Source organism: Sphingomonas sp. PP-CC-3A-396 (assembly GCF_004343105.1).
GTDB lineage: Bacteria > Pseudomonadota > Alphaproteobacteria > Sphingomonadales > Sphingomonadaceae > Sphingomonas.
Genome location: NZ_SLYF01000008.1, coordinates 127,911 through 151,769 on the forward strand (window position 1 = coordinate 127,911; position 23,859 = coordinate 151,769).

Below are 23,859 nucleotides of genomic sequence, written 5' to 3' on the forward strand. Positions count from 1 at the left end.
GGTGTAAGACGGAAATTCGCAGGGCAGACGGCAGCGGAGCACGCTTGACGTCGGCACAGGAGATGGTAGCGATACCAGCATAAATGGACGCCGACGGATCGGTGATCGTTCGACAGGAGAGTTTTGCGTGCAACGGCAACCGGTTCGGCCCTTCCGATCGCGTGACTGGTTCGCGGACCCCGCGCGCTCGGACATGACCGCGCTCTATCTCGAACGATTCATGAACTATGGCCTGACGCCTGCGGAGTTGCGCTCGGGGCGGCCGATCATCGGCATCGCGCAGACCGGCAGCGACCTGTCGCCGTGCAACCGCATCCATCTTGATCTGGCGCGCCGCGTTCGCGACGGCATCCGCGACGCGGGCGGGATCGCGATGGAATTTCCCGTCCACCCGATCTTCGAGAATTGCCGCCGACCGACCGCCGCGCTCGATCGCAACCTCGCTTATCTCGGGCTGGTCGAGACGCTGTACGGTTATCCGATCGACGCGGTCGTGCTGACCACCGGGTGCGACAAGACCACGCCGTCGGGGATCATGGCTGCGTCGACCGTCGATATCCCCGCGATCGTGCTGTCGGGCGGACCGATGCTCGACGGCTGGCACGAGGGCGAGCTGGTCGGATCGGGTACCGTCATCTGGCGCTCGCGCCGCAAGCTCGCGGCGGGCGAGATCGACGAGGAGGAGTTCCTCCAGCGCGCGACCGACAGTGCGCCGTCGGCCGGGCATTGCAACACGATGGGCACCGCCTCGACGATGAACGCGGTCGCCGAGGCACTCGGCCTGTCGCTGACCGGCTGCGCGGCGATCCCCGCGCCCTACCGCGAGCGCGGCCAGTTCGCGTACGAGACCGGGCGGCGGATCGTCGACATGGCGTATGAGGACCTGCGGCCCTCGCAGATCCTCAGCCGCGAAAGCTTCCTCAACGCGATCCGCGTCGTGACCGCGATCGGCGGGTCGTCGAACGCGCAGCCGCACATCCATGCGATGGCGAAGCATGCGGGGATCGAGATCACCGCCGCCGACTGGTCCGATCACGGCTATGACCTGCCGCTGCTGGTCGACGTCCAGCCGGCCGGACGTTTCCTCGGCGAACGCTTCCACCGTGCGGGCGGCGTGCCTGCGGTGCTGAGCGAGCTGCTCGCGGCGGGCAAGCTCGATGGCGACTGCCTGACCGTCACCGGCCGGACGCTGGCGGAGAACATCACCGGCCGCGTCGCCACCGACCGCGAGGTGATCCGCGCCTACGACACGCCGCTGAAGGAGCAGGCCGGTTTCCTGGTGCTGTCGGGCAATCTGTTCGACGTCGCGATCATGAAGACCAGCGTGATCTCGCCCGCCTTTCGTGCGCGCTATCTCGAGCGATCGGGTGCCGAGGACGTTTTCGAATCGCGCGCGATCGTGTTCGAGGGCTCGGACGATTATCACCACCGGATCAACGATCCCGCGCTCGACATCGACGAGGACTGCATCCTCGTGATCCGCGGCGCCGGGCCGATCGGCTGGCCGGGCTCGGCCGAGGTCGTCAACATGCAACCGCCCGATCACCTGATCCAGCGCGGCATCATGACGCTGCCGACGCTGGGCGACGGGCGCCAGTCGGGGACGTCGGACAGTCCGTCGATCCTGAACGCGAGCCCCGAAAGCGCGGTTGGCGGCGGGCTTTCGTGGCTGCGGACCGGCGACATCATCCGCATCGACCTGAAAGCAGGGCGGTGCGACGCGCTGGTCGACGATGACGAGATCGCGCGGCGGCGTGGCGAGCCAGCACCACCGGTGCCAGCGAGCAACACGCCGTGGGAGGAGCTGTACCGCGAGAAGACGGGGCAGCTTGCCGATGGCGCGGTGCTCGACTTCGCGGTCAAGTACCGCGGTATCGCGGCGCGGACGCCGCGGCATAATCACTGACCGGTTCGACGAACAAACCCAAAGACGACACCAGGCCGCAACGGTCGGCGCACAGGAGAGGAACATCATGGCGAATATGCACAGCGGAGATCCGGGAGCCGGACTACAGGGGAGCGCCGCGGTCAATCATGGCTTCATCGCCGCGATCGTCGCGGTGGCGACGATCGGCGGCTTCATGTTCGGCTATGATTCGGGTGTGATCAACGGCACGCAAAAGGGCCTGGAGGCGGCGTTCGGTCTCGGTCGGCTCGGAATCGGGGTCAATGTCGGGGCGATCCTGGTCGGCTCGGCTGTCGGTGCGTTCGGCGCCGGGCGGATGGCCGACGCGATCGGTCGCCGCAACGTCATGATGCTCGCCGCTGCGCTTTTCCTGTTCAGCGCGCTGCTCGCCGGTGCTGCGACGGGCTCGGAAATCTTCATTTTCGCACGGATCATCGGCGGCCTTGGCGTCGGTGCGGCTAGTGTCATCTCGCCGGTCTACATTTCCGAAGTCACGCCAGCCTCGATCCGCGGCCGCCTGTCGAGCGTGCAGCAGGTCATGATCATCTCCGGCCTGACCGGCGCGTTCGTCGCGAACTTCGCGCTCGCCCGCTATGCCGGCGGCTCGACCGCGGATTTCTGGCTCGGCTATCCCGCCTGGCGCTGGATGTTCTGGCTGCAGGCGATCCCCGCCGCGATCTATTTCTTCGCGCTGCTCGTGATCCCGGAAAGCCCGCGCTTCCTGGTCGCCAAGGGTCGCGAAGCCGAGGCGCACGTCGTCCTCACGCGGCTGTTCGGCAGCGAAGAGGCGGACCGCAAGGTCGTCGAGATCCGCAACTCGCTCGCCGCCGATCATCACAAGCCAAAGCTCAGCGATCTGGTCGACAAGAAGACCGGCAAGATCCGCCCGATCCTGTGGGCGGGCATCGGCCTGGCCGTGTTCCAGCAGCTCGTCGGCATCAACGTCGTGTTCTATTACGGCGCGGTGCTGTGGGAAGCGGTCGGTTTCACCGAGGACAACGCGCTGCAGATCAACATCCTGTCGGGCGTGCTGTCGATCGCGGCCTGCCTGTTCACGATCGCGACGGTCGACAAGATCGGTCGCAAGCCGCTGTTGCTGGTCGGCTCGGCCGGCATGGCGGTGACGCTGGCGGTGGTCGCCTATGCGTTCTCGACCGCGGTGACCGGCGCGGACGGCGCGGTATCGCTGCCCGGCCACAACGGCATGATCGCGCTGATCGCGGCCAATCTGTACGTCATCTTCTTCAACGCCAGCTGGGGTCCGGTGATGTGGGTGATGCTCGGCGAGATGTTCCCGAACCAGATCCGCGGATCGGGTCTGGCGGTGTCGGGCTTCGCGCAGTGGATCGCCAACGCGGCGATCTCGGTCAGCTTCCCCGCGCTCGCGGTGTCGCCAGGTTTGGCGGTGACCTATGCGGGGTACGCGTTCTTCGCTGCGGTCTCGTTCTTCTTCGTGAAGGCGCTGGTCAACGAGACGCGTGGTCGCGAACTCGAGGATATGACCGGCTGATCGAGAGAAGGAGCGTGTAGGGCACCATCACGATGATTGGCACCGTCATGCTCCTGCTCGTTCTCGCCATCGGATGGTTTGCAGGCGGACGCACGGCGTCTGGCCTGCGCCGCCTGGGTTGGTCGCGGGGACTAGCGATCGGTGTCGGCGGGTCGCTGCTCGCCGTCGTGATCCTCGCGGTGTTCTGGACGACCGCGTTCTACTTCGTGTCAAAGCCGCCGGGGCCGCATGAGACGGACGCCGGGGCTATGGCCTTTGCGGCATTTTTCATAGTGGGTTGCGCACTCGCCGCATCTGCCTGGATCGGCGGCATGGTCGGCGCGATCCTGGCGGTGCGACGTTAGGCGTCGAGCGGCCGAAACGCCGATGACGTAATCTCATAGGCAGGTTGCCCCGCCACACCCGCATCGAACGTAAATACATCGCCCGCGAGCGGCTGTCGCGCGCGATCTTCGTCGCTCAATCCCTTGGACGCGGTCGTGATATAGGCGGTGCGACCATCGGCGCCGCCGATCGCGATCTTGGTGACGTTCGAGACCGGCAACCGGACCTCGGCGACCTGGGTTCCGTCGGGGGCATAGCGCCGCACGCACCAGCCGCCGTAGAACGACACCCACACATGCCCCTCGGCATCGACGATCGGGCCGTCGGGATACCCCTGTGTCGCGACGTCGACCGCTGCGAAGACGCGCGTGTCGCGCAGGCTGCCGTCGTCGCCGATCGTGCAGGCGTGGATCGTGCCGGCCAGTGTGTCGCAGTGATAGAGCGTCGTGCCGTCGGGCGAGACAGCAGGGCCGTTGGTGATTACGATCCCGTCGACCACCGGCGCGACGCCGTCCGCATCGGCGCGGTAGATCAGCCCCGATGCGGTGCTCTCACCATCGTCCATCGACCCGAACCAGAGCCGTCCCGCGGCATCGACGGTCGAGTCGTTCAGGCGGTTGCCCGGCGCGTCAGGCTCGACCGCGTGGAGATGCGTAAAGCTGCCGTCAGCCGGATCGAACCGGTGGAGCCCGGTCTGCAAACCGGCCAGCATGCCGCCATCCGCCATCGGCTGAACCCAGCCGACCTGCGCGGGGGCGGTCCATGTCTGGTGATCGCCGGTCGCAGGGTCGAAGCGGTGAACGCGGTGCTGCTTGATATCGACGAACCATAGGGCATCGTCGAGCCACAACGGACCTTCGCCGAGCGTCGCACCGACACCCAGGGCGCGTTCCACGCCGCTGCTCACGCCACCGGTCACCGCCATCCTGCATCCACCCAATAATTATGGCCGGTGCACATACGCGCATCGTCCGACGCAAGAAACAGCGCCATCGCGGCGATATCGGACGGCTGGATGCGGCCATCGAGACACTGCGCCTCGACGATCTCCGCCTCGCCCTCGGGGGTGTACCATTTTTCCTGACGCGGGGTCTGGACGTTGCCCGGCACGATCGCGTTGACGCGGATATTGTCGCGGCCGAGATCGCGCGCGAGGCTGCGGGTCATGCCCTCGATCGCGGCCTTGGCGGTCTGGTAGAGGATCAGTTCCTTGAGCGCGAGATGCCAGCTGATCGACCCGAAATTGACGATCGCGCCGCCACCCGCAGCCTTCATCGACGGCACGACAGCCTGTGCCGCGAAGAACACGTGGCGCAGGTTGACGTTCATCCGCTGGTCCCAATAATCCGCGGTGACTTCGCCGACGGTGTGGCGATCGTCGTTGGCGGCGTTGTTGAGCAGGATGTCGACGCCGCCGAGCTCGTCGATCATCGCCGTGAACGTGGTGTTCAGCGCGTCGAGATCGGTCAGGTCGAGCGGGTGGAAGCTCGGCGCATGCTCCGCGCCCTCGGTCAGCCGCTCGACCAGCGCGCGGCTATCGTCCTGTGCGACGTCGACGAACGCGACCTTCGCCCCCTGCGCGACGAACGCCTCGACGAGCCCTGCGCCGATGCCCGATCCGCCGCCGGTGACGATGACGCGCTTGTTGCGGAGCGAGGGATAGACGGCGCCTTCGTGGCGGCCGGCGGTTTTCTGCAGCACGTCGTTCTCCGAATAGGTCATGCCGACAACAGCCCGCGCGCGGCGAGGTTGCGCATCAGCGCGACCAGCCCGAACTCCCAGGGCGGTGCGGCCTTCGAGGTGGTCACGGTATTGATGAGGCGCCCGAGGCCGGGCGTGGCGATCGACACGGTATCGCCGGGCTTGTGCGTGAAGCCGCGGCCGGCATCGTCGCGATCCTTGGTCGGCGCGAACAACGTGCCCAGGAACAGCACGAAGCCATCGGGATATTGATGCTCGCTGAGCGCCTGGCGGACCAGTTCCTCGGGATCTCGGCTGATCTGGCTCATCGAGCTGGCGCCGTCGAGGACATAGCCGTCGGTGCCCTCGATCCGCAGCGCGACTTCGGCGGTGCGGACGTGATCCATCGTGAAGCTCTCGTCGAACAACCGGACGAACGCGCCGAGCGAGCAGGATGCGTTATTGTCCTTCGCCTTGCCGAGCAGCAGTGCCGAGCGCCCCTCGAAATCGCGCAGATTGACGTCGTTGCCGATCGTCGCGCCGACCGCGCGGCCATCGGGCGCGACCAGCAGCACGATCTCGGGCTCGGGGTTGTTCCAGGTCGAGTCCGAGCGCACGCCGATCTGCGCGCCCCAGCCGACCGTCGACAGCGACGGCGCCTTGGTGAAGATCTCCGCATCGGGGCCGATCGCGACCTCGAGATATTGCGACCACAGGCCTTCCTCGATCAGCGCGGTCTTCAGCGCCGCCGCCTCGGGCGTGCCGGGGACGACGCGCGCGAGCCCGCCGCCGATCCGCTCCTCGAGCCGGGCACGCACCGCGGTCGCGGCCCCCGCATCGCCGCGCGCCTGTTCCTCGATCACGCGTTCCAGCGCGGAGACGGCGAAGGTGACGCCCGCCGCCTTGACGCACTGGAAGTCGATCGGGCTGAGCAACCACGGAAGGGTCTCAGCGGACAGCCCGAGCGTATCGAGATCGCCGATCGCCTCGCCCGCGCTCTCGTCGAGCAGGTCGCGCGCGACGAGTTCCGCCACCGTCGGCGCGACCTTGCTCATGTCGAACACGATGCCGCCTGCGACGATGACGGGGGTGGGCCCGTCGCCGCGGTCGATCCGGCCGATCCAGCGCCCCTCGCGCCAATCGGGTCCAAGGGCGTCGAGGGTATCGAAAGCGAATGTCACGGCAACGTCTCCGGCAAGTCTGTATCGGCAAAGGATGGGCGGAAGGGGATCAGGTGGGAATGATGCGCGACCCGCGAGCATCGGACGAAGGTCGCGCCGTGCGCGCCGCTCGATCGCCAACGTCGCGCATCGGATGCGGTAGCGGTACCATTAGCGAGGTCCATCCAGGCTTTGCAAGCGGGCAACCGATGGGCGGGCCAGATCGGTCATCGTGGCAGCGCGCTCGTCGATGCGGCGGTGAAATCTGCCGAACGCGTGGGAGCGCCGGTGTCGGGCTGGCCGCCGCCGACGCTGACCCGGTAGCGTCCGGCGCTCACCTGGCGCGCGCCGTCGGGCGTCACGCTGCTCAGGTCGCGGGGCGACAGGGCGAACGTCACGGGCTTGCTCTCGCCAGGTGCGAGCGTGACGCGGCGATAGCCCCGTAGCGCGATCCGTGGCGTGCCTGGCTGGTCGGGGAAGTTCAGATACAGCTGGACGACCTCGTCGCCCGACCGCTTGCCGGTATTGCGAACGATGGTCGTGACGCTCAGCCCATGCTCGGCACCGCCGGGTGCGGGGGCAAGGCGGAGCGGTGCATAGCCGAACGTCGTGTAGCTGAGCCCGTGACCGAACGGATAGACCGGCGTGCCCGCATAATAGCGATAGGTGCGCCCAGTCATCGCGTAATCGTCGAACGCGGGCAGCGCGGCGACGTCGCCGTAGAAGGTGACGGGGAGGCGCCCGGCGGGATTGGTCGTGCCGACCAGCGTCTCGGCGACCGCGCGGCCGCCCGACTGGCCCGGATACCAGGCCTCGACGATCGCAGCGGCATTGGCCTTGGCCCAGCGCAGGTCGATCGCGCTGCCGTTCATCGCGATGACGATCAGCGGCTTGCCGGCGCGCTTGGCCTGTTCGAGCAACGCGACCTGGTCGGCGGGCAGCGCCAGAGACGTGCGATCGCCGCCTGCGAATCCGTCGACCTTGACTGGCATCTCCTCGCCTTCGAGATCGGAGGTCAATCCGACCACCGCGATCACCACGTCGGCGTCGGCGATCCCCGCGGCCAGATCGCGCTCGGGCGTCCGGGTGATGCGTTTCCAGACCAATCCGGGAATGCCCGACCCGCTCGACTCGGCTTCGAGCCGCAGCGGATAGCGCTCGCCCTTGACCAGGTCGACGTCGCTCAGGTGGAGCGGTTCGGCCCAGCGCGATGCGGTGGCGGCGGCGACGCTGCGATTACCACCAAGCGTGATCGCGCCCGTCACGCCGGTCAGCGCGATCCGGTACGTGCCGGTTTCGGGGGCGACCAGCGCGCCCGTCCAGACGATCTTGTGGCGCTCGCCGACGGTGCTCAATTGCCCGGCTTCGGACCGGACGTTGCGCTCCGTGCGGGTCGCGATCGCTTTGGTGTCGTAGGTTGCCTTGGCCGGACCGTTGCCCGCCGAAGCGCGCGCGTTGAAATAGTCGGCGCGCAGGCCTGGCTGGCCATCGGGTGTGACGAAGGCCGTGTCGGGGACCGGGTCGCCATCGGTGATCGACGCGGTGAAGGGGACCAGGGTCACCTGTTCCGGCGGCATCACCTGTCGCAAGCCCGCGTCGATCGAGATCGGCGGGGCGCTCTGCGACGACGAGTAATTGCCGCGCAGCACGCGTGTCGCATCTGCGAGCGGACCGATCAGCGTGATCCGCGTGCCGGGCTTGAGCGGCAGGATGCCGTCGTTCTTGAGCAGCACGAGGCTCTCGGCCGCGATACGCTGCGCCAGCGCGCGGTGCTCGGCGGTGTCGATCGCCGCGACCGGGGTCGGCGTGCGCGCCATTGTCCCGTGCGCGAGATCGCCGTTGCGATAGCGCGCGGAGAACAGTCGGACGAGCGCGCGATCGATGTCGGCCTGCGCGATCAGCCCGCGGGACAGTGCCTCCTGGTAGCGCGCGCCGAGGTTCGGCGTTCCCGACAGCGTCGCGCCGTTGCACTCATTGTCGACGCCTGCTTTCAGTGCGACCGCGACGCCTGCCGCCGGGTCCGCGGCGTATTTGTGATGCTCGGAGATGTCGACGACCGCATCGCAATCGGACACGACATAGCCGCGAAACCCCCATGCGCCGCGTAAGTGGTCCTTGAGCAGCAGGTCGCTGCCGCACGCCGGCTGGCCGTCGACGCGGTTGTACGCGCACATGATCGAGCCCGCCTTGCCTTCGACGATCGCGGCGCGGAACGCGGGCAGATACGTGTCCTCGAGGTCGTGTGGCGAGGCGATCACGTTGGCGCTGTGGCGCGTCGGTTCGGGGCCGCTGTGCACCGCGAAATGCTTTGGCGTGGCGATCACGTCGGGCAAAGCCGGGTTCGGCCCCTGCATGCCCTCGATGAATGCGACGCCGAGCGTGGCGGTCAGATACGGATCCTCGCCATAGGTTTCCTGCCCGCGGCCCCAGCGCGGATCGCGGAAGATGTTGATGTTGGGCGACCAGGTGTCGAGCCCGGTGCCGATCTTCCCCAGCCGCCCGGTCGTGCGGCCGAGCGTGTGGAGCGCGCGCACCTCGGTGCTGATCGCGGCTGCGACGGATTTCAGCAACGGCGCGTCGAAGCTTGCGGCGAGTCCGATCGGCTCGGGGAAATTGGTGGTCGGCACCGGCCCGAGCGCACCGTGGAGCGACTCCGTCCACCAGTTATACGCCGGGATGCCGAGCCGCGGGATCGCGGGCGCGACGTTGAGCAACTGCGCGATCTTCTCGTCGATCGTCAGCCTCGCGACCAGCGCTGCCGCTGCGCGATCGGCGTCGGCTTCCACGGCGGTCGGCGCGATCGTCGGGGCAGGGGCCTGCGCGACGATCGGCCCGGTTGATGCCAGGATTGCCGCGAGCGCCACGCCACCGCGCCACAAAATTGGATATGCACGCATGGCGGTTCTCTTTCGTGTCACGTCAGGAAAGCGGGATCTCGAACGGTCCGACCGGCAGTTGCGCGTCGTCGGCGAGGTTTACGACCGGGCTGTCCGCCCAGGCGTAGCGGACGCGGACGACTGGCTTGCCGTCTGACGCTAGCGTTACGCGGTCGCCCTGGACGAGGCCGTCGGCGTAGCGGCAACTCCCGGCCGCGGGGCCGCAGAGTTCGAAGCCGATCGCGGTGCGCGATGCTTGCGCGTGGAGCGATCCGGTCACCCCGGTGAAGCGCAGTGTCACGCCGCCATCGGCTGTGCGGTTGGCGGTGGCGATGCTCGGGCCTACCGGCTCGCGTCCGGCATAGGCCAGCGGGCGGAGGACGCGCGCGAGTCGCTGGCCGACCGCATGCTTCTCGCCTGGATGGATGTCGAGCGGATCGCCGAGATCGATCGCCACCGCGACGCCGGCATGACCGTCGCGCGCGGCCATCAGCCGCTGTGCCTCGCGGACGTCGGCCCAGCCGCTCTCACCCGGCGCGATCGGCGGCGTGCCGTAATTGGCAAGCTGCGCGATCGCCAGCGGGATCGTCGGCTTGCCGAACTGCTGCCGCCAGCCACGGGTCATCGCCGCGAGCCGCGTCTCGTATCCGGGCAGGCCGGTGTCGGATTCGCCCTGGTACCAGGCGATCCCGGCGAGCGCGGTCGGCCCGAGCGGCGCGATCATGCCGTTGTACAGCGTCCCCGCGCCGTTGATGTCGTCCCAGGGCGAGCGTGGCGCGTTGCCCGGCACGCGCTTGGCGATCGCATAGCGCCAGCCGTCGCCGATCGGCACATGGCTGCCGTCGGCCAGCGTCAGCATCATCGTGTCCGCCGGGCCGGTCATCCCGCCATAGGCATAGACGTCGTCGTCGTTGACGGTGATGACGTTGCGCCCCGGCTTCAGCGCGCCCGCCGGCAGTGTGTAGACGCGCGCGCGCGCCGCGTTGCTGTTGCCGCCGACGCCGATCCCGTTGACCCAGGTACGGTCCGCATCGTCGACCACGCCGATCGCCAGCGTCGCTGCACCGCGTGCCTGCGCCGCGGTCAGCGTCACGACGCGCTGATACCACACCATGCCGTTATAGTCGGCGAGCGCAGGCATGCCCCATTGCTCGAAATTGCCGATCTTCGGCCCCGGTTTCCAGTCGAGCGCGGCATCGGGCTGCCACGGTTCGCGACCCGGCGCATCGCCCGCGCCGCGTCGCCACCAATCCTCCCAGATCTTCGACGCGCCGCGCTCCGCCGCCCCTGGATCCTTGGCGTGCAGCGCGAGCAGATCCGCTTCCCGCGCCATCCCGGCGGACCGCAAGGCGGCGTCGCCCATCCACGCGCTGATCCGCGATCCGCCCCAGCTGGAATGGATCGCCCCGATCGGCACGCCTTCGCTCCGCCGCAAGGCCTGCACCATGTAGAAGCACGCTGCCGAGAAGCCTGGAACGGTATCGGCGCCAGCTGCCGTCCACTTCGGCCTCGCCGCGAACCGCGTAAGCGGCGTCTCGCTGCTCGCCTTGGCGATCGTCACGAGGCGCAGCTTATCGTCGAGCGGCGGATGCGCATCGGGGATGAGGTCCTGCGCGGCGTTGACCGGCAGTTCCATGTTGCTCTGCCCCGAACACAGGAACACGTCGCCGATCAGCAGGTCACGCACCGTCGTGACGCCCGTGCTACCGGCAATTTTCAGATCGTAGGGACCGCCCGCGGGCAGCGATTTCAGGCGCAGCTCGAACCGGCCATCCCGATCCGCCGTCACCGTCGAGGTGCGCCCCGCAAGCCGGGCCGTGACCGATGTGTCCGGTTTACTCGTGCCACGCAGCACGATCGGCTGGTCGCGCTGGATGACGGCGTGGTCGCCGATCAGTCCATCGAGGCTAGGGGCGATCTGCGTATCTTCCGCCATCGCCGCCGCGCCAATTTGCGTTGCGCCGAGCGGTACGGCGATCCCGAGCAAGGCAGCAGGCAGGGCGTTCGACGGACGGATCTTCATACGTGTGCTACTTCGCTGCGAGGAACGGGATCGGGCATACTGCACGGCGCAGGCTGCTGGCATAGCGCCACGAGCCCGCGCAACCGGCCGGAGATCGCACTCGGACCGTATATTTTTGCGGAGTTTTTGAACGGCACACCGAGAGCCATCCCGATCGGACGGGTCGCCATGCCGGTGCAGTCGACGAACGGTGTGTTCGCGATCTCGGCGGCATCGACCACGCTACCGGCATCGCCGGCGGACGCAGCTGTGATTGCTAATCGGTAAGCCACTGTCCTCACCGTCTCCCTGCGTTCGTGACGCCTCTCCGCTGCGACTGTCGATCAGGCAGAGAGCGTGAAACGATCCATTTTTTAGGTCACACCGGGCATCGCCCGACGTCACCGCATGGTATCGCTCACACATCGATTTATACGCGGACAAAGACGGCCAGCAACTCTTTTCTTGTGTCCGCGAACCTGCCATCTTGCGTATCGTCCAGATCCCACACGAGCTGTCAGCGCGACTGCCGGGGATCGGTGCCAAGTGCTGCGAACGACGGCAGATAATGCTGCGAATGCGGGTGTCGGGGGAGGGGCATGAAGTGTGGAATGATTGACCGCAGCCATGCAGGCCAACCTGCGGCTGACCCGATTGGGCGGCTCCGTTGCATATCGAGCGTGTGAGATCAGTGGCGGGATATTGCCCGCCGATCCCGGGTGGCAGATGCCTTTGCGAGGAGCAGCGAAGCCGGTCCGCGAAGGCTTCGTGTCTGTTAGCGGTATCAGCATCCTGCCACATCCGGGACAGAGGTCTGATGCCATCACGTCGCGCCGCGATGCGCCCGGCCTCAACCGCCGTCCGACACGATGGCGGGACTTATTGACCAACGCGCGTACGGCCGCGTTCCACCCCGCCGTCGCGATCGTTTCTTCGGGAGATTTGCAATGCCGAACTGTTCCAAGTCCGACACGTCGGGCCGCCGCTGGACATCCGCGCTCGGCATGCTGTTGGCATCGACGCTGCTAGCTGGTTCTGCGACGGCCGACCCGCTCGCTCCGACCGGTCGCTGGAGCGCGAATGAACAGGGGCAGGCCGCGGTGCCGCCGATGGGCTGGAACAGCTGGAACGCGTTCAACAGCGGGATCGACGAGGAGAAGATCCTGGCGTCCGCACAGGCGCTGGTCGATACCGGGCTGTCGGCGATGGGGTATCGCTACGTCAATATCGATGATGGCTGGTGGCTCAAGCGGCGCGCCTCGGACGGACGCATGGTCATCCGGACTGCGCAATTCCCGTCGGCACGCGCGTCGGCCACATCGGGACAGGGCGCGGACACTACCAGTTTTCGCCCGCTGACCGACCGGCTCCATGCCCTGGGTCTGAAAGCCGGGATCTATTCGGACATCGGGCGCAACAGTTGCGGTCAGATCTACACCGCGCAGTTCGACAACCAGCCGGTTGGAACCGTCGCCGAACGGGAGGTCGGGCTTTACGGCCACGTCGACCAGGACATCCGCCTCTTCTTCACCGACTGGGGGTTCGATCTGATCAAGGTCGATGGCTGCGGCGTACGCGGGTTGCCCGCGGATCATCCGCGCGTCCGGTCGGGACTGTACCGCGCGTTTCCACCGATCATCGACATGCAATCGCTCGGCCGGACCAACGTCGTCGCAGTCCGCGCGCTCTACACATCGGTTGGCGCGGCGCTCCACCGCGAACGTCCGCGGGGCGACTATTTGCTCTCGCTGTGTCTCTGGGGATCTGCCGATGTTCGCGCGTGGGGCAAGGATCTCGGCAATATCTCGCGGACAAGCGACGACATCACGCCGCACTGGACGCGAATGCTGACCAACTTCGATACCGCGGCCAAGCGCGAACTCTATGCCCATCCGGGATCGTGGAACGATGCCGATATGCTGTTCGTGGGCACCGGTGAGTTCGATGCGCAGCACATGACCGAAGCGAAATCGCATTTTGCGCTGTGGGCGATGATCAATTCGCCGCTCGTGATCGGCTACGACCTGCGCAGGCTCACGCCGTCCCTGCTCGCGATATTCGGAAACCGCGACATCATCGCGCTGAACCAGGATCCGGCGGGCAACCAGGCGGTGATCGCCTATGACAGCGACGACGTGCAGTTTCTCGTGAAGACGCTCGCCGACGGCAGCAAGGGCGTCGCGCTGTTCAACCGCGACGCAGCCCCGGTCGACGTCGTCCTGCATGCCGGGCAGCTGAAGTTTCGCGACGACGTGCCGGTGACGCTGGTCGACCTGTGGAGCAAGACGACCACAAGCTTTACCGGCGAACAGCGCTTCACGCTGGCGCCGCACCAGACGCTGGTATTTCGCGCGCAGGGTGCGCGGCGGCTTGGTGGGGGGATGTATGTGTCCGAGCAGCCCGGTCGCGTTAATCCTGCGGACGACGGCGTCGATACGCCGCGGGCGGATCCGACGATCCATCATTCGGTCACCGCATGGTCGGGTACGAAGGGGCCGGGCGAGCATGTCCAATATGGCGGTTGGGGCGGCGCGCGGGCGGACCGGGCGGCATACGGCCAAGTGTTGCGGATCGCCGGCAAGGACTATGACACGGGGCTGGGGGTGCTCGCGGGGTCACGGTTGGAGGTGCGCAACGCCGGGTTCCGCCGGTTTGCCGCCGAGGTCGGTCTCGACGATGCCGGGCTGGCGGCAGGCGGGCCGATGCGGTTCGCGGTCTATGGTGACGGCAAGCTGCTCGCGACCTCGCCGCCGATCGACTTCGGCGATCCGGCAATCGTGCTGGAGGCCGACGTTTCCGGCGTGAAGATCGTCGAACTCGTCACGCGATCGAGCGGGCCGGGCGACGCCCTGCCACCGCGTCCGGCGGTCTGGGCGAATGCAAGGCTGCTACGATGACCGGATGATGATTGTCGCCGATCGTCGCCTTCCCAGCGGGGGACGCGACGGATTTCGGTAGCGGGAGGAGGCGGTGCGGTCGCTCTGCAACCGCCGGCTTGGATAACCGCGGTCGTGCCAATCAAGCTGTTCCGGGAGTGCTGGTTCGAGCGGCAGCGATCTAGCGCATAGCCTTTTGGTCGTAATCGTCGGAAGCGACCGACTTCCAGCGGGCAAAACCGGGATCGCCGAACGCTCGGTTCGAGCACTTCTGACTCGCAGACGATATTTGTCCGGGATTCTCTTTCATCGCTTCGACGACACCTTGAGCCTCTGCAAGTCTCTCCCGCTTAATCTTCGAGAAATACCACGTCTGAAGCACATACAGCCCCTTTTTGGCGACAGGGGTGGCGCCAAACTCATCGGCATTTTGCTCCAAAATCCGGATCATGACGGCGCAGTGTAGATCATCGGACGGGTTGATCGCCGAAGCCCCAGCGGCCGTACAGCCCGCCAAGCCGAGCAGCGTTGCTCCTACATACGCCTTGTTCATAGCTGCTCCCGATCGATCGACGCCGCGGGATAACGCGTGAGCGGTAAAGGCTTGGTTGCTCGGCAGGCGTAATCATCCCGCTGTGATTATGACGGGAACGGCAGGGGCTGCCGATGGTCAAATCGTCGGGGAAGGCGGGCGCGCACCGCGGGGTGCGCGCCGGTTTGGCTAGAAGCGAACGCCTACACCGCCCAGAACATTCTGACGCGAGGTATGATTATGGAAGTTTGCGTATTTATACTCTGCGCTAACGTAGAAATTGCGGACCAGTGAATATTCGATACCGCCGCCAACCTGATATCCGTCCGTGCCGTGGCGAGTTTTGAAGGCCGTCCCGCCAGCCGGATCCCCGGTGAACGTCTTGCGCTGGCTGTCGCTGACGTACCCGGCCTTGCCGAAGATCAGCAAAGCCGGCGTTGCCAGATACCCCGCCCGGACCGCGGCGCCGACTTCGCGTCGCGATCGTGTGCAGACTTCTCCTCCCAGGACGCCGGCCGCGCAGCTTTTACCCTGCGTATCCAGATAGCTGGCCTCGGGCCCGATGACGATCTTGTCGCCGATGATCCCATCCCAGCCAGCAGCGCCGCCGTAGACGAAGCGGTCGTCGTGATTGCCATGAGCTTGAAGTCGATCGACGCCAGCTTTCGCTTCAATGCGAAAGCCGCGAAACGTCGTGGACTGAGCATAGGCCGAAGACCCGCACATAATCAGTGCGATAGCACCTAAATATACTGTGTATTTGCGCATCAAGTCGTCCTTAATATTGTGACGAATCGGATAAAATCATTCCTTTTGAAATGAAGATATGATGATTCGGGATTAGTTTCGACGAGATTGCTAACGTATATTCATAGTGAATGTAATGTACCATTTTTATGACTGTTGTATTCGTTTTCGCCATGATAGGAGTGGACTGTACTAGTTCGGGGTTATGATAGCCCTGTGCGCCGGTTTGTGCTTTGTCGGTGGTATCACTGGACGACTGTGCGATGCGGCATGCTGCAATGTTCAGCGCGGATGCTTCATGGAGCGCGCTTGCATGACGCTGCAATCCGGTTCTCCGGAAACCTGTTCACGCTGTCGATCGCAGCATTGCTGCATGCGCCCCGGCGAATAGGCAGCGTTACCGGGCGGTGGGACTGTTTCCACGCCGCCCGCAAGATGGGGTGCTAGACGAGCGCTCGGCGCCGGCCCGTCATCGACGGCCATCGAGCGCGAAAGCGTCGATGTCGAGATAGCCGCCACGGCCGGCAAGATTGTAGCAGAACAGGCTGAATTGCTGGCCCTGGAACGTGCCCGTGCGCCAGTCGAACGCAAGCGGGAAGGGCGTGCCGAGCGGCGTGAAGGTCGTGCCATCGATGCTGTACGCCACCATGCCGGTGTTGCGGACGAGATCCATCTCGGTTCGTAGCGTCAGATGCGTCGTGTCGATCGTGATGGCCGGGCTCTCGCGAATGGCGTGCTGGATCGTCGTCTTCGCCGGGCCGGCCCGATCCTCGACGATCTGCATCGACAGCGTCAGGCGACCATTCGCATCGCGGCCCAGGGCGATGCCGCCGCTATATTTGCCGAAGACACCCGCTCCGCATCGATCGCCGCGCGCGATGTGCGTAGCGTCGATCGTGATCGTCGCCCGGCTCGATGGCGCCTGTCCCTTCTGAAGAAGCGTGTTGCGTGCTGTCCAGATCGAGCGGCCGGGTGCGGCGTGCAAGCGCAGAAATCCCGGGCGATCGGTCAGCGACCATCGATCGGGGAGCGGGTTGTGGTTCCATTGCCATTGCAGGCCGAGCGTCGGCTGCGCGAAATCGTCGGCGGCAGCGGGAGTTTCGATGGGCATGCCCTGGATCGGCTTGCGGGCGATCGCGGGCACGCGGTTCGGCGCCGCGGGGGTTCCCCAGATCGGCCAGCCATCGCGCCAGTGGATCGGGCTGATGCTAGTGGTGCGGCCGACCGCGCCCGCGTCGATCATGACGAAGCCATAGTCACTGCCGTCGGGCAGATCGACGATCGCGCCCTGATGCCCGCCGGTCGTGTCGTCGATCTGGTTGCGTGTCTCCCACGGTCCCGCCAGCGCCGTGGCGCGCGAAACCGTCAACCCGAGCCGGTGCGGTATCGCATTGAACAGGTAGTAATGATTGCCGCGTCGGACGAGCTTCGATCCCTCGGCGCCCTTGATGTAGTGGATCACGCGTCGGGCGGTGATCCTTCGCAGCGTCGGGTCGAGGCTCAGGAGCGTCTCGGTCCCGTCGGCACTGCTTGCGGTCGCGATATAGGCCGTCCCGTCAGCATCGAAGAACAACCCCGGATCGAAGGCGGACTCGCTCAGCCGGTTCATCGTCCATGGACCAGCGACGTCTTTAGCGCGGTAGATCCGCGTCGGCTCGCCGACCGGCGTTACCGCGACGTAGAACACGCCGTCGTGGTGGCGCAGGCTCGGCGCGAAGATGCCGTGGCGATAGGCGCCACCAGTCTTCAGGTCGTATTCCGGGCGCCCGGTCAGCGTCGCGACGACGTGCGACGCGAACCGCCAGTTGACGAGATCCTTCGACGTCAGGATCGTCAGCCCCGGCGCATTGGCGAAGGTGCTGGTGATGAAATAGAAATCGCCGCCGACGCGGATAATGTCAGGGTCGGGATAGTCGGCGTTCAGCGGCGGGTTGGCGTAGGTGCCGTCGCCTCGGTCGGATTGCCACGCCTGCGCTGCCACCACCGAGGCCGATCCGAGCAACGCGATCGCGAGCAAGCCGGTGCCCAAGCCGCGCATCCTCACCGCGTCCCGGCGGCGGGGTCATAGACATAAGGGCCGACGATCGTTCCGACGAACCCACCCGCGCGCGCGGTGGTCAGCAGGTTCGCATCGAACTTCGACTTCAGCGTGCGGCGACCAGCCCGGGTCTGGTAATCGAACGTCATCTCACCGGCATCGGCACGGATCGTCAACGTGACCGGTCCCGAAAGGTCCACCGGTGCAGCGGCGACGAGCGTATCGGATTGTGCTTTGTCGCGGGCATACAGCGCGACGACGGGTTTGCCGGCAATCCGCGTCAGGCCGAAGAACAGGAACGAATCGTCGTTCTGCACCGCGGCAAGCCCGGCTCGTGCACCATCGGTCCCCGGCACGAACGTCACGCGCGTCGTGATCGTCGCGACGTGATGCTGTTGCCGGCGTCCGAGAAACGCCGGCACGCCCTGCCGATCGCCCAGCGCGGCCCGCGAGTGCAGCGTTAGTCCGCCAGTACCAAGCGTATAGAACGGCGTGGCCGGCGTGCGGATGCCGATCCATTGCATCGCCAGGCCCTTGCCGCGGAACGTATCGCTATAGCCGAAATCGCCGGTGACGGGCGTCGTCGGTCGTGGCTGTACGGGCAGGTTCGGCTTATGGGCGGCGAACGGGATCGGGGTCTTCGGCGCGAGAATATGCGGCCAGCCATTGGACCAGGTGACGGGCAACAGGAACGTCTCGCGGCCGATCGCATACCTTTCGGGCGCATAAGGACGCGTCGCGAGGAACGTCGCCCACCAGTCGCCATTCTGCGTCTGGACGAACTTGGCGTGCCCGGCCGACGTCACCGGGTTCGGTCGATCGGCGGCGAGCCCGCGCTGCGTCAGGATCGGGTTGCCGACATAGGGAGCGAACGGTCCGGTCAGGCTTTTCGACCGGAACACGACCTCGGAATGATTGTCGCCGGTGCCACCTTCGGCCGCGATCAGATAATAGAAGCCGTCGTGCTTGATGAGGTGGGGGCCCTCGATCCAGACCGGCTTGGTCGCGAGATCGACGCCGCCATTGACGATCTGCGTGCTCGGCCCGACCATCTTGCCCGCGCGCCAGTCATATTCCTGCACCCAGATCGCGCGGTGCCCGTCATAGCGCGGCGGCTCGTTCGGCGCGCGATTGTTGACGATATAGGCCTTGTCGCCTTCCCAGTAGAGCGACGGATCGATCCCCTCGAAAGGCAGCCAGATCGGGTCGGACCACGGCCCCGCCGGGTCCTTCGCGGTGATCACGAAATTGCCTTTGCATTCTACGCAGGTGTTGACGATGTAGAAAACGCCCGCGTGCCAGGAGATGTCGGGCGCGAAGACGCCTTGCGACACGGCGCGCCCGGTGAAATCGAGCTGGCTCGAGCGGGAGATCGCGTTGCCGATCTGGACCCAGCTGACCAAATCCTTCGAGTGAAAGATCGGCAGCCCCGGAAAATGCGCGAAGCTCGAATTGACGAGGTAATAGTCGTCGCCGACGCGCGTTACCGAGGGATCGGGATAATAGCCCGACAGGATAGGATTGCGGTACGCGTTCGGTGCCACACCGACGCGCTCCTGCGACCGGCCGTCATAGCTGAAGCGGTCGAAGCGCGCAGTTTGCGCGGCTGCCGCCTGGGCCACAACCAGTGCTGATAGCGTCGTCACGAGGCGCGGTATGGATCGAGTCATAGGAACTCCTGGTTTGAACGGATCCGTACCGCGCGGGTGACCTCAGTGATTGTCGCGCGGCAGGCCCATGGTCTGTGCGATCCGCTGATACTTCTCGGCGCCTTCGAGGATCGCACCCGTCTCCATCTGGCCGACGGTGGCGCGCTGGATTTCCTGCCAGGGCGTCTGCGATCGGGGATACGCATAGCCGCCAGCTTCGGCGAGTGCCCGGCGACGCTCGGCGAGGTCCTCGTCGGAGATCAGGACGTTGGCCGATCCCTTGGCGAGATCAATGCGGACGCGATCGCCGGTGCGGATCAGCGCGAGGCCGCCCATTGCTGCGGCTTCGGGGCTGGCGTTGAGGATCGAGGGGGAGCCCGACGTGCCGGACTGGCGGCCATCACCGATGCAGGGAAGGGCATGGACGCCTTCACGGATCAGATAGGCGGGCGGACGCATGTTCACGACCTCGGCTGCGCCCGGATAACCGATCGGGCCGGCGCCGCGCATGAACAACAACGTGTCGGTGGTGATGCCGAGCGAGGGGTCGTCGATCCGGTGGTGATAATCCTCGGGGCCGTCGAACACGACCGCGGGGCCTTCGAACGCCTCGGGATCGGCGGGGTTCGAGAGGTACCGCGCGCGGAACTCCGGCGAGATCACGCTGGTCTTCATGATCGCGCTGTCGAACAGGTTGCCGCGCAGCACGATGAAGCCGGCATCTTCCAGCAAAGGCGTGGCGAACGGGCGGATGACGCGCTCGTCCTCGATCGTCGCGGTCCGGCAATTGTCGCCGATCGACTTGCCGTTCGCGGTCATCGCGTCTTCGTGGATCAGGCCCTGCTTCATCAGCTCGGATACGACCGCGGGGACGCCGCCCGCATGGTAATAATCCTCGCCGAGATACTCGCCCGCGGGCTGGAGGTTGACCATCAGCGGCACCTTGTGACCGTGCGTCTGCCAGTCGTCGATCGGCAGGTCGACGCCGATGTGACGCGCGATCGCGGCCAGGTGGATCGGCGCGTTGGTCGAACCGCCGATCGCCGAATTGACGACGATCGCGTTGTGGAACGCCTCCTTGGTCAGGATGTCGCTGGGCTTGAGATCCTCGGCGACCATGTCGACGATGCGCTTGCCGGTGCGATAGGCGACCTCCTGGCGGTCGCGGTACGGCGCGGGGATCGCGGCCGAGCCGGGCAGCTGCATGCCGAGCGCCTCAGCGAGGCTGTTCATCGTCGTCGCGGTGCCCATCGTGTTGCAGTAACCCGTTGATGGTGCCGACGAGGCGACGAGCTTGATGAAGCCCTCGTCGTCGATCGCGCCGGTCGCGAGCAGTTCGCGCGCCTTCCACACGATCGTCCCCGACCCGGTCCGCTCGCCCTTGTGCCAGCCGTTGAGCATCGGCCCGACCGACAGCGCGATCGCCGGAATGTTCACGGTCGCAGCGGCCATCAGGCAGGCGGGCGTCGTCTTGTCGCAGCCGATCGTCAGCACGACGCCGTCGAGCGGATAGCCGTAGAGCACTTCCACCAGCGCCAGATAGGCAAGGTTGCGATCGAGCCCCGCGGTCGGCCGCTTGCCGGTTTCCTGGATCGGGTGGACCGGGAATTCGAGCGCGATGCCGCCCGCTTCACGGATGCCTTCGCGCAGGCGTTCGGCCAACACGAGGTGATGGCGGTTGCACGGCGAGAGATCGCTGCCGGTTTGCGCGATGCCGATGATCGGCTTGCCCGAGCGCAGTTCCTCGAGGCTCAACCCGAAGTTCAGATAGCGCTCGAGATAGAGCGCGGTCATGTCGATGTTCTCGGGGTTGTCGAACCACGCGCGGCTTCGGAGCGGCTGGGGAAGCTTAGGCATGTCAGTCATCGGAGAGCTTTCTGGAGATCGACTATCAGCGCGCGACGGAGAGGCGGTAGATCATCGCATGGTGATAGGGTTTGCCTGGGTCGACGCGGGCGGAAATGAAACTGGGCTTGTTCGGCGCATCCGGGAATTTCTGTGGTTCGAGTGCGATGCCGTCGCCCATGCGGTACAGATGGCCCTTCTTTCCGACGAACGTGCCGTCGAGGAAATTGCCGGTGTAGAACTGCACGCCGGGTTCGGTCGTGAGCACGTCGAGGACTCTTCCGGACACGGGATCCTCCAGCCTTGCGGCCAGTTCGGGTTTAGCCGTCAGGCCCTTGTCGAGCGCGAAATTGTGGTCGTAGCCATGGCCGTAGCGGATCTGCTGGTCTCGGCCGTCGCGAATACCCTCGCCGACGATCCGGCCGCTGCGGAAGTCGAATACCGTGCCTTGGACGGGTTGCAGCGCGCCGGTCGGAATCAGTTTATCGTCGACGGGTGTGATCGCCTTGGCGGGGATCGTCAGCCGGTGGCCGTTCGCGCCCATCGCCGAGCCCTCGCCGCCGAGATCGAAGATCGCGTGGTTGGTCATGTTGACGATCGTCGGCGCGTCGGTCTTCGCGTCATACGCAATGCCGAGGTTGCCGGCTTCGTCGAGCGTGTAGGTGACCGTGACGTCGAGGTTGCCCGGATAGCCCGACTCGCCGTCGGGGCTGCGATGACCGAGCACGAGCGTCGCGGTCGGTCCGCTCTTTATCGACACGACTGTCCACGCGACCTTGTCGAAGCCCTTGCCGCCGCCATGCAGCGAGTTGACCTTGTCGTTGAGCGGTAACTGGTAGGCCTTGCCGTCGAGCGTGAAGCGGCCACCGGCGATGCGATTGGCGTAACGCCCGACCGTCACGCCGAAGAAATTGGGATGGTCGACATAAGAGGCGAGGTCATCGTAGCCGAGCACGACATCGGCAATCTTGCCGGCACGGTCGGGGCCCATCAACGATTGGAGCGTCGCGCCATAGGACAGGATCTTCGCGGAAACGCCGTGCGCATTGCTGAGAGTCACCGCCTCGATCGCGGTGCCGTCCTTCAGCGTTCCGGCGGGCGTGCGCTTCGCCTCTGCCGCGTCGGCTGCATGCGCCGAAAGCGCTGCCAGCAAGGTTGCCACGATGATCCCCGTCTTCCTGATTGCACGCATTCCGGTTCCCATCCCTGATCGCCGACGCCGTTGACGCGCCTTGTTCGGCTATATAGTCAGACAATATATTTCTGGGCAAGCCGTGCGGGAAAAGACTGTTCCAGTCACCGACATGGCGCGGAGGATGAACGAATATGGCCATGCCGATACAGCCGACACAGACGCAGACCGGCGCTGCACCCGTCACCGCGACGGGCAGCCCCAGTTACCGCTCCGCGCTGACGCTGCTCGCCAGCCTGTTCTTCATGTGGGGCTTCATCACGGTCATCAACAACACGCTGCTGCCGCACCTGCGCAGCGTGTTCGACCTCAGCTATACGCAGACGACGCTGATCGAGAGCGTCTGGTTCATCGCGTATTTCTTTGCCTCGATCCCGTCGGCCAAGCTGATCGAGCGGATCGGGTATCAACGCGCGATGGTGTTCGGGCTCGGCCTGATGGCGGTCGGCGCGCTGATGATGGTGCCCGCCGCGCGGTTGCCGAGTTACGGCGTGACGCTGGTCGCGCTGTTCGTAATCGCCAGCGGCATCACGTTGCTGCAGGTCGCGGCCAATCCCTATGTCGCGGTCGTCGGTCCGCCGGAAACCGCATCGTCGCGGCTCAATCTGGTGCAGGCGTTCAACTCGGCGGGCGCGACGCTTGCGCCGTTGTTCGGCGGCTATCTGATCCTGGGGCGTTCGACGTCGGGGACCGCGGTTGCCGGATCGACCGCGGTGCTGACCCCGGCCGAGCGGCTTGCCGACGCCCAGTCGGTGGTGCTGCCGTATCTGATCGTCGCGGGCGTGCTGGTGGTGCTCGCGATCGTGATCGCGCGCTTCCCGCTGCCGGCGATGGGTACTGCGACGCAGCGCTCGGCCAAGGCCGACCGCAAGGGCCTGTCGCTGTGGTCGCATCGCAACCTCGTGCTCGGCATCCCGGCGATCTTCATCTACCTGATCGCTGAGATCGGTGTCGCCAACCTGTTCATCAACTTCGTCAGCCAGCCGCAGATCGGCAATCTGACCCACGAGCAGGCCTCGCATTACCTGTTCATCCTGTGGGGCGGGATGATGGTCGGTCGGCTGATCGGCAGCGTCGTGATGCGCACAATTCCCGCCGAGCGCGTGCTGGCGGTGGCGAGCATCGGCGCGTTCGTCGTCATGCTGATCGCGACCTTCACCACCGGACACGTCGCGATGTGGGCGCTGATCTCAGTCGGGCTGTTCCACTCGATCATGTTCCCGACGATCTTCACGCTCGGCATCCGCGGCCTGGGGCCGCTGACCGAGGAAGGCTCGGGCCTGCTGATCATGGCGATCGCGGGCGGCGCGCTGGTAATCGTCCAGGGCTGGCTCGCCGATACCTACGGGTTGCAGATCTCGTTCCTGCTGACCGCAGCGTGCGAACTCTACATCCTGTTTTACGCGGTGTGGGGCTCACGCGTCACCGACGCGCTGCCCGATCCCGTCACCGTTCACTGATCTACCAGGGGACGCGGCGAACGCTTCGATGCGTGATCGCCGTGTCTCCGGATGCTCCGAGT

The 23,859-nt window shown here is 65.9% G+C and carries 17 protein-coding genes; 5 read left to right on the top strand and 12 right to left on the bottom strand.

Annotation, left to right across the window (positions count from 1 at the left end; genetic code table 11):
- Positions 1 to 127 precede the first annotated feature (127 nt).
- The 3 genes from C8J40_RS16110 to C8J40_RS16120 all read left to right on the top strand — a co-directional run bounded on the left by C8J40_RS16110 (position 128) and on the right by C8J40_RS16120 (position 3,760).
- Positions 128 to 1,906, top strand: a complete 1,779-nt coding sequence (locus C8J40_RS16110; protein WP_132738615.1) for an IlvD/Edd family dehydratase — start codon at positions 128 to 130, stop codon at positions 1,904 to 1,906.
- A 76-nt stretch (positions 1,907 to 1,982) separates the two neighbouring features.
- Positions 1,983 to 3,416 (top strand): sugar porter family MFS transporter, encoded by a 1,434-nt coding sequence (locus C8J40_RS16115; protein ID WP_132897988.1) that lies wholly within the window; start codon positions 1,983 to 1,985, stop codon positions 3,414 to 3,416.
- 32 nt (positions 3,417 to 3,448) lie between these two features.
- Complete coding sequence (locus C8J40_RS16120) at positions 3,449 to 3,760, top strand: hypothetical protein (protein ID WP_132897875.1); 312 nt, start codon at positions 3,449 to 3,451, stop codon at positions 3,758 to 3,760.
- Here C8J40_RS16120 and C8J40_RS16125 read toward each other — a convergent pair.
- From C8J40_RS16125 to C8J40_RS20410, 6 genes are all read right to left on the bottom strand, one after another.
- The gene (locus C8J40_RS16125; protein ID WP_132897876.1) at positions 3,757 to 4,665 is read right to left on the bottom strand and encodes an SMP-30/gluconolactonase/LRE family protein; all 909 of its coding nucleotides are present in this window, start codon (positions 4,663 to 4,665) and stop codon (positions 3,757 to 3,759) included. The genes C8J40_RS16120 and C8J40_RS16125 overlap by 4 nt on opposite strands.
- Positions 4,656 to 5,462 (bottom strand): SDR family oxidoreductase, encoded by an 807-nt coding sequence (locus C8J40_RS16130; protein WP_132897877.1) that lies wholly within the window; start codon positions 5,460 to 5,462, stop codon positions 4,656 to 4,658. Before C8J40_RS16130 ends, C8J40_RS16125 begins: the two co-directional genes overlap by 10 nt.
- Positions 5,459 to 6,601 carry a fumarylacetoacetate hydrolase family protein gene (locus tag C8J40_RS16135; protein WP_243693438.1) on the bottom strand — a complete coding sequence of 381 codons (1,143 nt, stop codon included), beginning with the start codon at positions 6,599 to 6,601 and terminating at the stop codon, positions 5,459 to 5,461. Before C8J40_RS16135 ends, C8J40_RS16130 begins: the two co-directional genes overlap by 4 nt.
- Before the next feature lie 206 nt (positions 6,602 to 6,807).
- On the bottom strand, positions 6,808 to 9,477 hold the full coding sequence (locus C8J40_RS16140; protein ID WP_132897878.1) for a glycoside hydrolase family 3 C-terminal domain-containing protein: 2,670 nt from the start codon (positions 9,475 to 9,477) through the stop codon (positions 6,808 to 6,810).
- Positions 9,478 to 9,499: 22 nt separating this feature from the next.
- A complete protein-coding gene (locus C8J40_RS16145; protein WP_347812481.1) occupies positions 9,500 to 11,479 on the bottom strand; it encodes a sialate O-acetylesterase in 1,980 nt (659 codons plus the stop codon).
- Positions 11,476 to 11,700, bottom strand: coding sequence for a hypothetical protein (locus C8J40_RS20410; protein ID WP_165911483.1), 225 nt, complete (start codon positions 11,698 to 11,700; stop codon positions 11,476 to 11,478). The genes C8J40_RS16145 and C8J40_RS20410 overlap by 4 nt, the downstream gene beginning before the upstream one ends.
- A gap of 705 nt (positions 11,701 to 12,405) precedes the next feature.
- Between C8J40_RS20410 and C8J40_RS16150 the strand changes: the two genes are divergently transcribed.
- Positions 12,406 to 14,355 (top strand): NPCBM/NEW2 domain-containing protein, encoded by a 1,950-nt coding sequence (locus C8J40_RS16150; protein ID WP_132897879.1) that lies wholly within the window; start codon positions 12,406 to 12,408, stop codon positions 14,353 to 14,355.
- A gap of 160 nt (positions 14,356 to 14,515) precedes the next feature.
- On the opposite strand, the gene C8J40_RS16155 is transcribed toward C8J40_RS16150, so the two are convergent.
- The 6 genes from C8J40_RS16155 to C8J40_RS16180 all read right to left on the bottom strand — a co-directional run bounded on the left by C8J40_RS16155 (position 14,516) and on the right by C8J40_RS16180 (position 22,337).
- Complete coding sequence (locus C8J40_RS16155; protein ID WP_132897880.1) at positions 14,516 to 14,887, bottom strand: hypothetical protein; 372 nt, start codon at positions 14,885 to 14,887, stop codon at positions 14,516 to 14,518.
- Between the two features lie 168 nt (positions 14,888 to 15,055).
- Positions 15,056 to 15,634: an outer membrane beta-barrel protein gene (locus C8J40_RS16160; protein WP_132738586.1), complete on the bottom strand. Its 579-nt coding sequence runs from the start codon at positions 15,632 to 15,634 to the stop codon at positions 15,056 to 15,058.
- A 448-nt stretch (positions 15,635 to 16,082) separates the two neighbouring features.
- Positions 16,083 to 17,651 carry a glycoside hydrolase 43 family protein gene (locus C8J40_RS16165; protein ID WP_132897881.1) on the bottom strand — a complete coding sequence of 523 codons (1,569 nt, stop codon included), beginning with the start codon at positions 17,649 to 17,651 and terminating at the stop codon, positions 16,083 to 16,085.
- Between the two features lie 2 nt (positions 17,652 to 17,653).
- The gene (locus tag C8J40_RS16170) at positions 17,654 to 19,321 is read right to left on the bottom strand and encodes a glycoside hydrolase family 43 protein (protein WP_132897882.1); all 1,668 of its coding nucleotides are present in this window, start codon (positions 19,319 to 19,321) and stop codon (positions 17,654 to 17,656) included.
- A gap of 42 nt (positions 19,322 to 19,363) precedes the next feature.
- Positions 19,364 to 21,157, bottom strand: coding sequence for an IlvD/Edd family dehydratase (locus tag C8J40_RS16175; protein ID WP_132897991.1), 1,794 nt, complete (start codon positions 21,155 to 21,157; stop codon positions 19,364 to 19,366).
- A gap of 34 nt (positions 21,158 to 21,191) precedes the next feature.
- Complete coding sequence (locus C8J40_RS16180; RefSeq protein WP_132897883.1) at positions 21,192 to 22,337, bottom strand: aldose epimerase family protein; 1,146 nt, start codon at positions 22,335 to 22,337, stop codon at positions 21,192 to 21,194.
- A 140-nt stretch (positions 22,338 to 22,477) separates the two neighbouring features.
- Here C8J40_RS16180 and C8J40_RS16185 point away from each other — a divergent pair, with 140 nt between their 5' ends.
- Positions 22,478 to 23,797: a sugar MFS transporter gene (locus C8J40_RS16185; RefSeq protein WP_132897992.1), complete on the top strand. Its 1,320-nt coding sequence runs from the start codon at positions 22,478 to 22,480 to the stop codon at positions 23,795 to 23,797.
- Positions 23,798 to 23,859: the final 62 nt, after the last annotated feature.

Bases quoted from the DNA above. Each gene is read 5' to 3' on its own strand.
- C8J40_RS16130 (WP_132897877.1), bottom strand. From the start codon at position 5,462: ATGACCTATTCGGAGAACGACGTGCTGCAGAAAACCGCCGGCCGCCAC.
- C8J40_RS16165 (WP_132897881.1), bottom strand. From the start codon at position 17,651: ATGCGCGGCTTGGGCACCGGCTTGCTCGCGATCGCGTTGCTCGGATCG.
- C8J40_RS16160 (WP_132738586.1), bottom strand. From the start codon at position 15,634: ATGCGCAAATACACAGTATATTTAGGTGCTATCGCACTGATTATGTGC.
- C8J40_RS16155 (WP_132897880.1), bottom strand. From the start codon at position 14,887: ATGAACAAGGCGTATGTAGGAGCAACGCTGCTCGGCTTGGCGGGCTGT.
- C8J40_RS16120 (WP_132897875.1), top strand. From the start codon at position 3,449: ATGATTGGCACCGTCATGCTCCTGCTCGTTCTCGCCATCGGATGGTTT.
- C8J40_RS16175 (WP_132897991.1), bottom strand. From the start codon at position 21,157: ATGCCTAAGCTTCCCCAGCCGCTCCGAAGCCGCGCGTGGTTCGACAAC.
- C8J40_RS16185 (WP_132897992.1), top strand. From the start codon at position 22,478: ATGCCGATACAGCCGACACAGACGCAGACCGGCGCTGCACCCGTCACC.
- C8J40_RS16115 (WP_132897988.1), top strand. From the start codon at position 1,983: ATGCACAGCGGAGATCCGGGAGCCGGACTACAGGGGAGCGCCGCGGTC.
- C8J40_RS16145 (WP_347812481.1), bottom strand. From the start codon at position 11,479: ATGAAGATCCGTCCGTCGAACGCCCTGCCTGCTGCCTTGCTCGGGATC.
- C8J40_RS16150 (WP_132897879.1), top strand. From the start codon at position 12,406: ATGCCGAACTGTTCCAAGTCCGACACGTCGGGCCGCCGCTGGACATCC.
- C8J40_RS16180 (WP_132897883.1), bottom strand. From the start codon at position 22,337: ATGCGTGCAATCAGGAAGACGGGGATCATCGTGGCAACCTTGCTGGCA.
- C8J40_RS16170 (WP_132897882.1), bottom strand. From the start codon at position 19,321: ATGACTCGATCCATACCGCGCCTCGTGACGACGCTATCAGCACTGGTT.
- C8J40_RS16125 (WP_132897876.1), bottom strand. From the start codon at position 4,665: ATGGCGGTGACCGGTGGCGTGAGCAGCGGCGTGGAACGCGCCCTGGGT.
- C8J40_RS16140 (WP_132897878.1), bottom strand. From the start codon at position 9,477: ATGCGTGCATATCCAATTTTGTGGCGCGGTGGCGTGGCGCTCGCGGCA.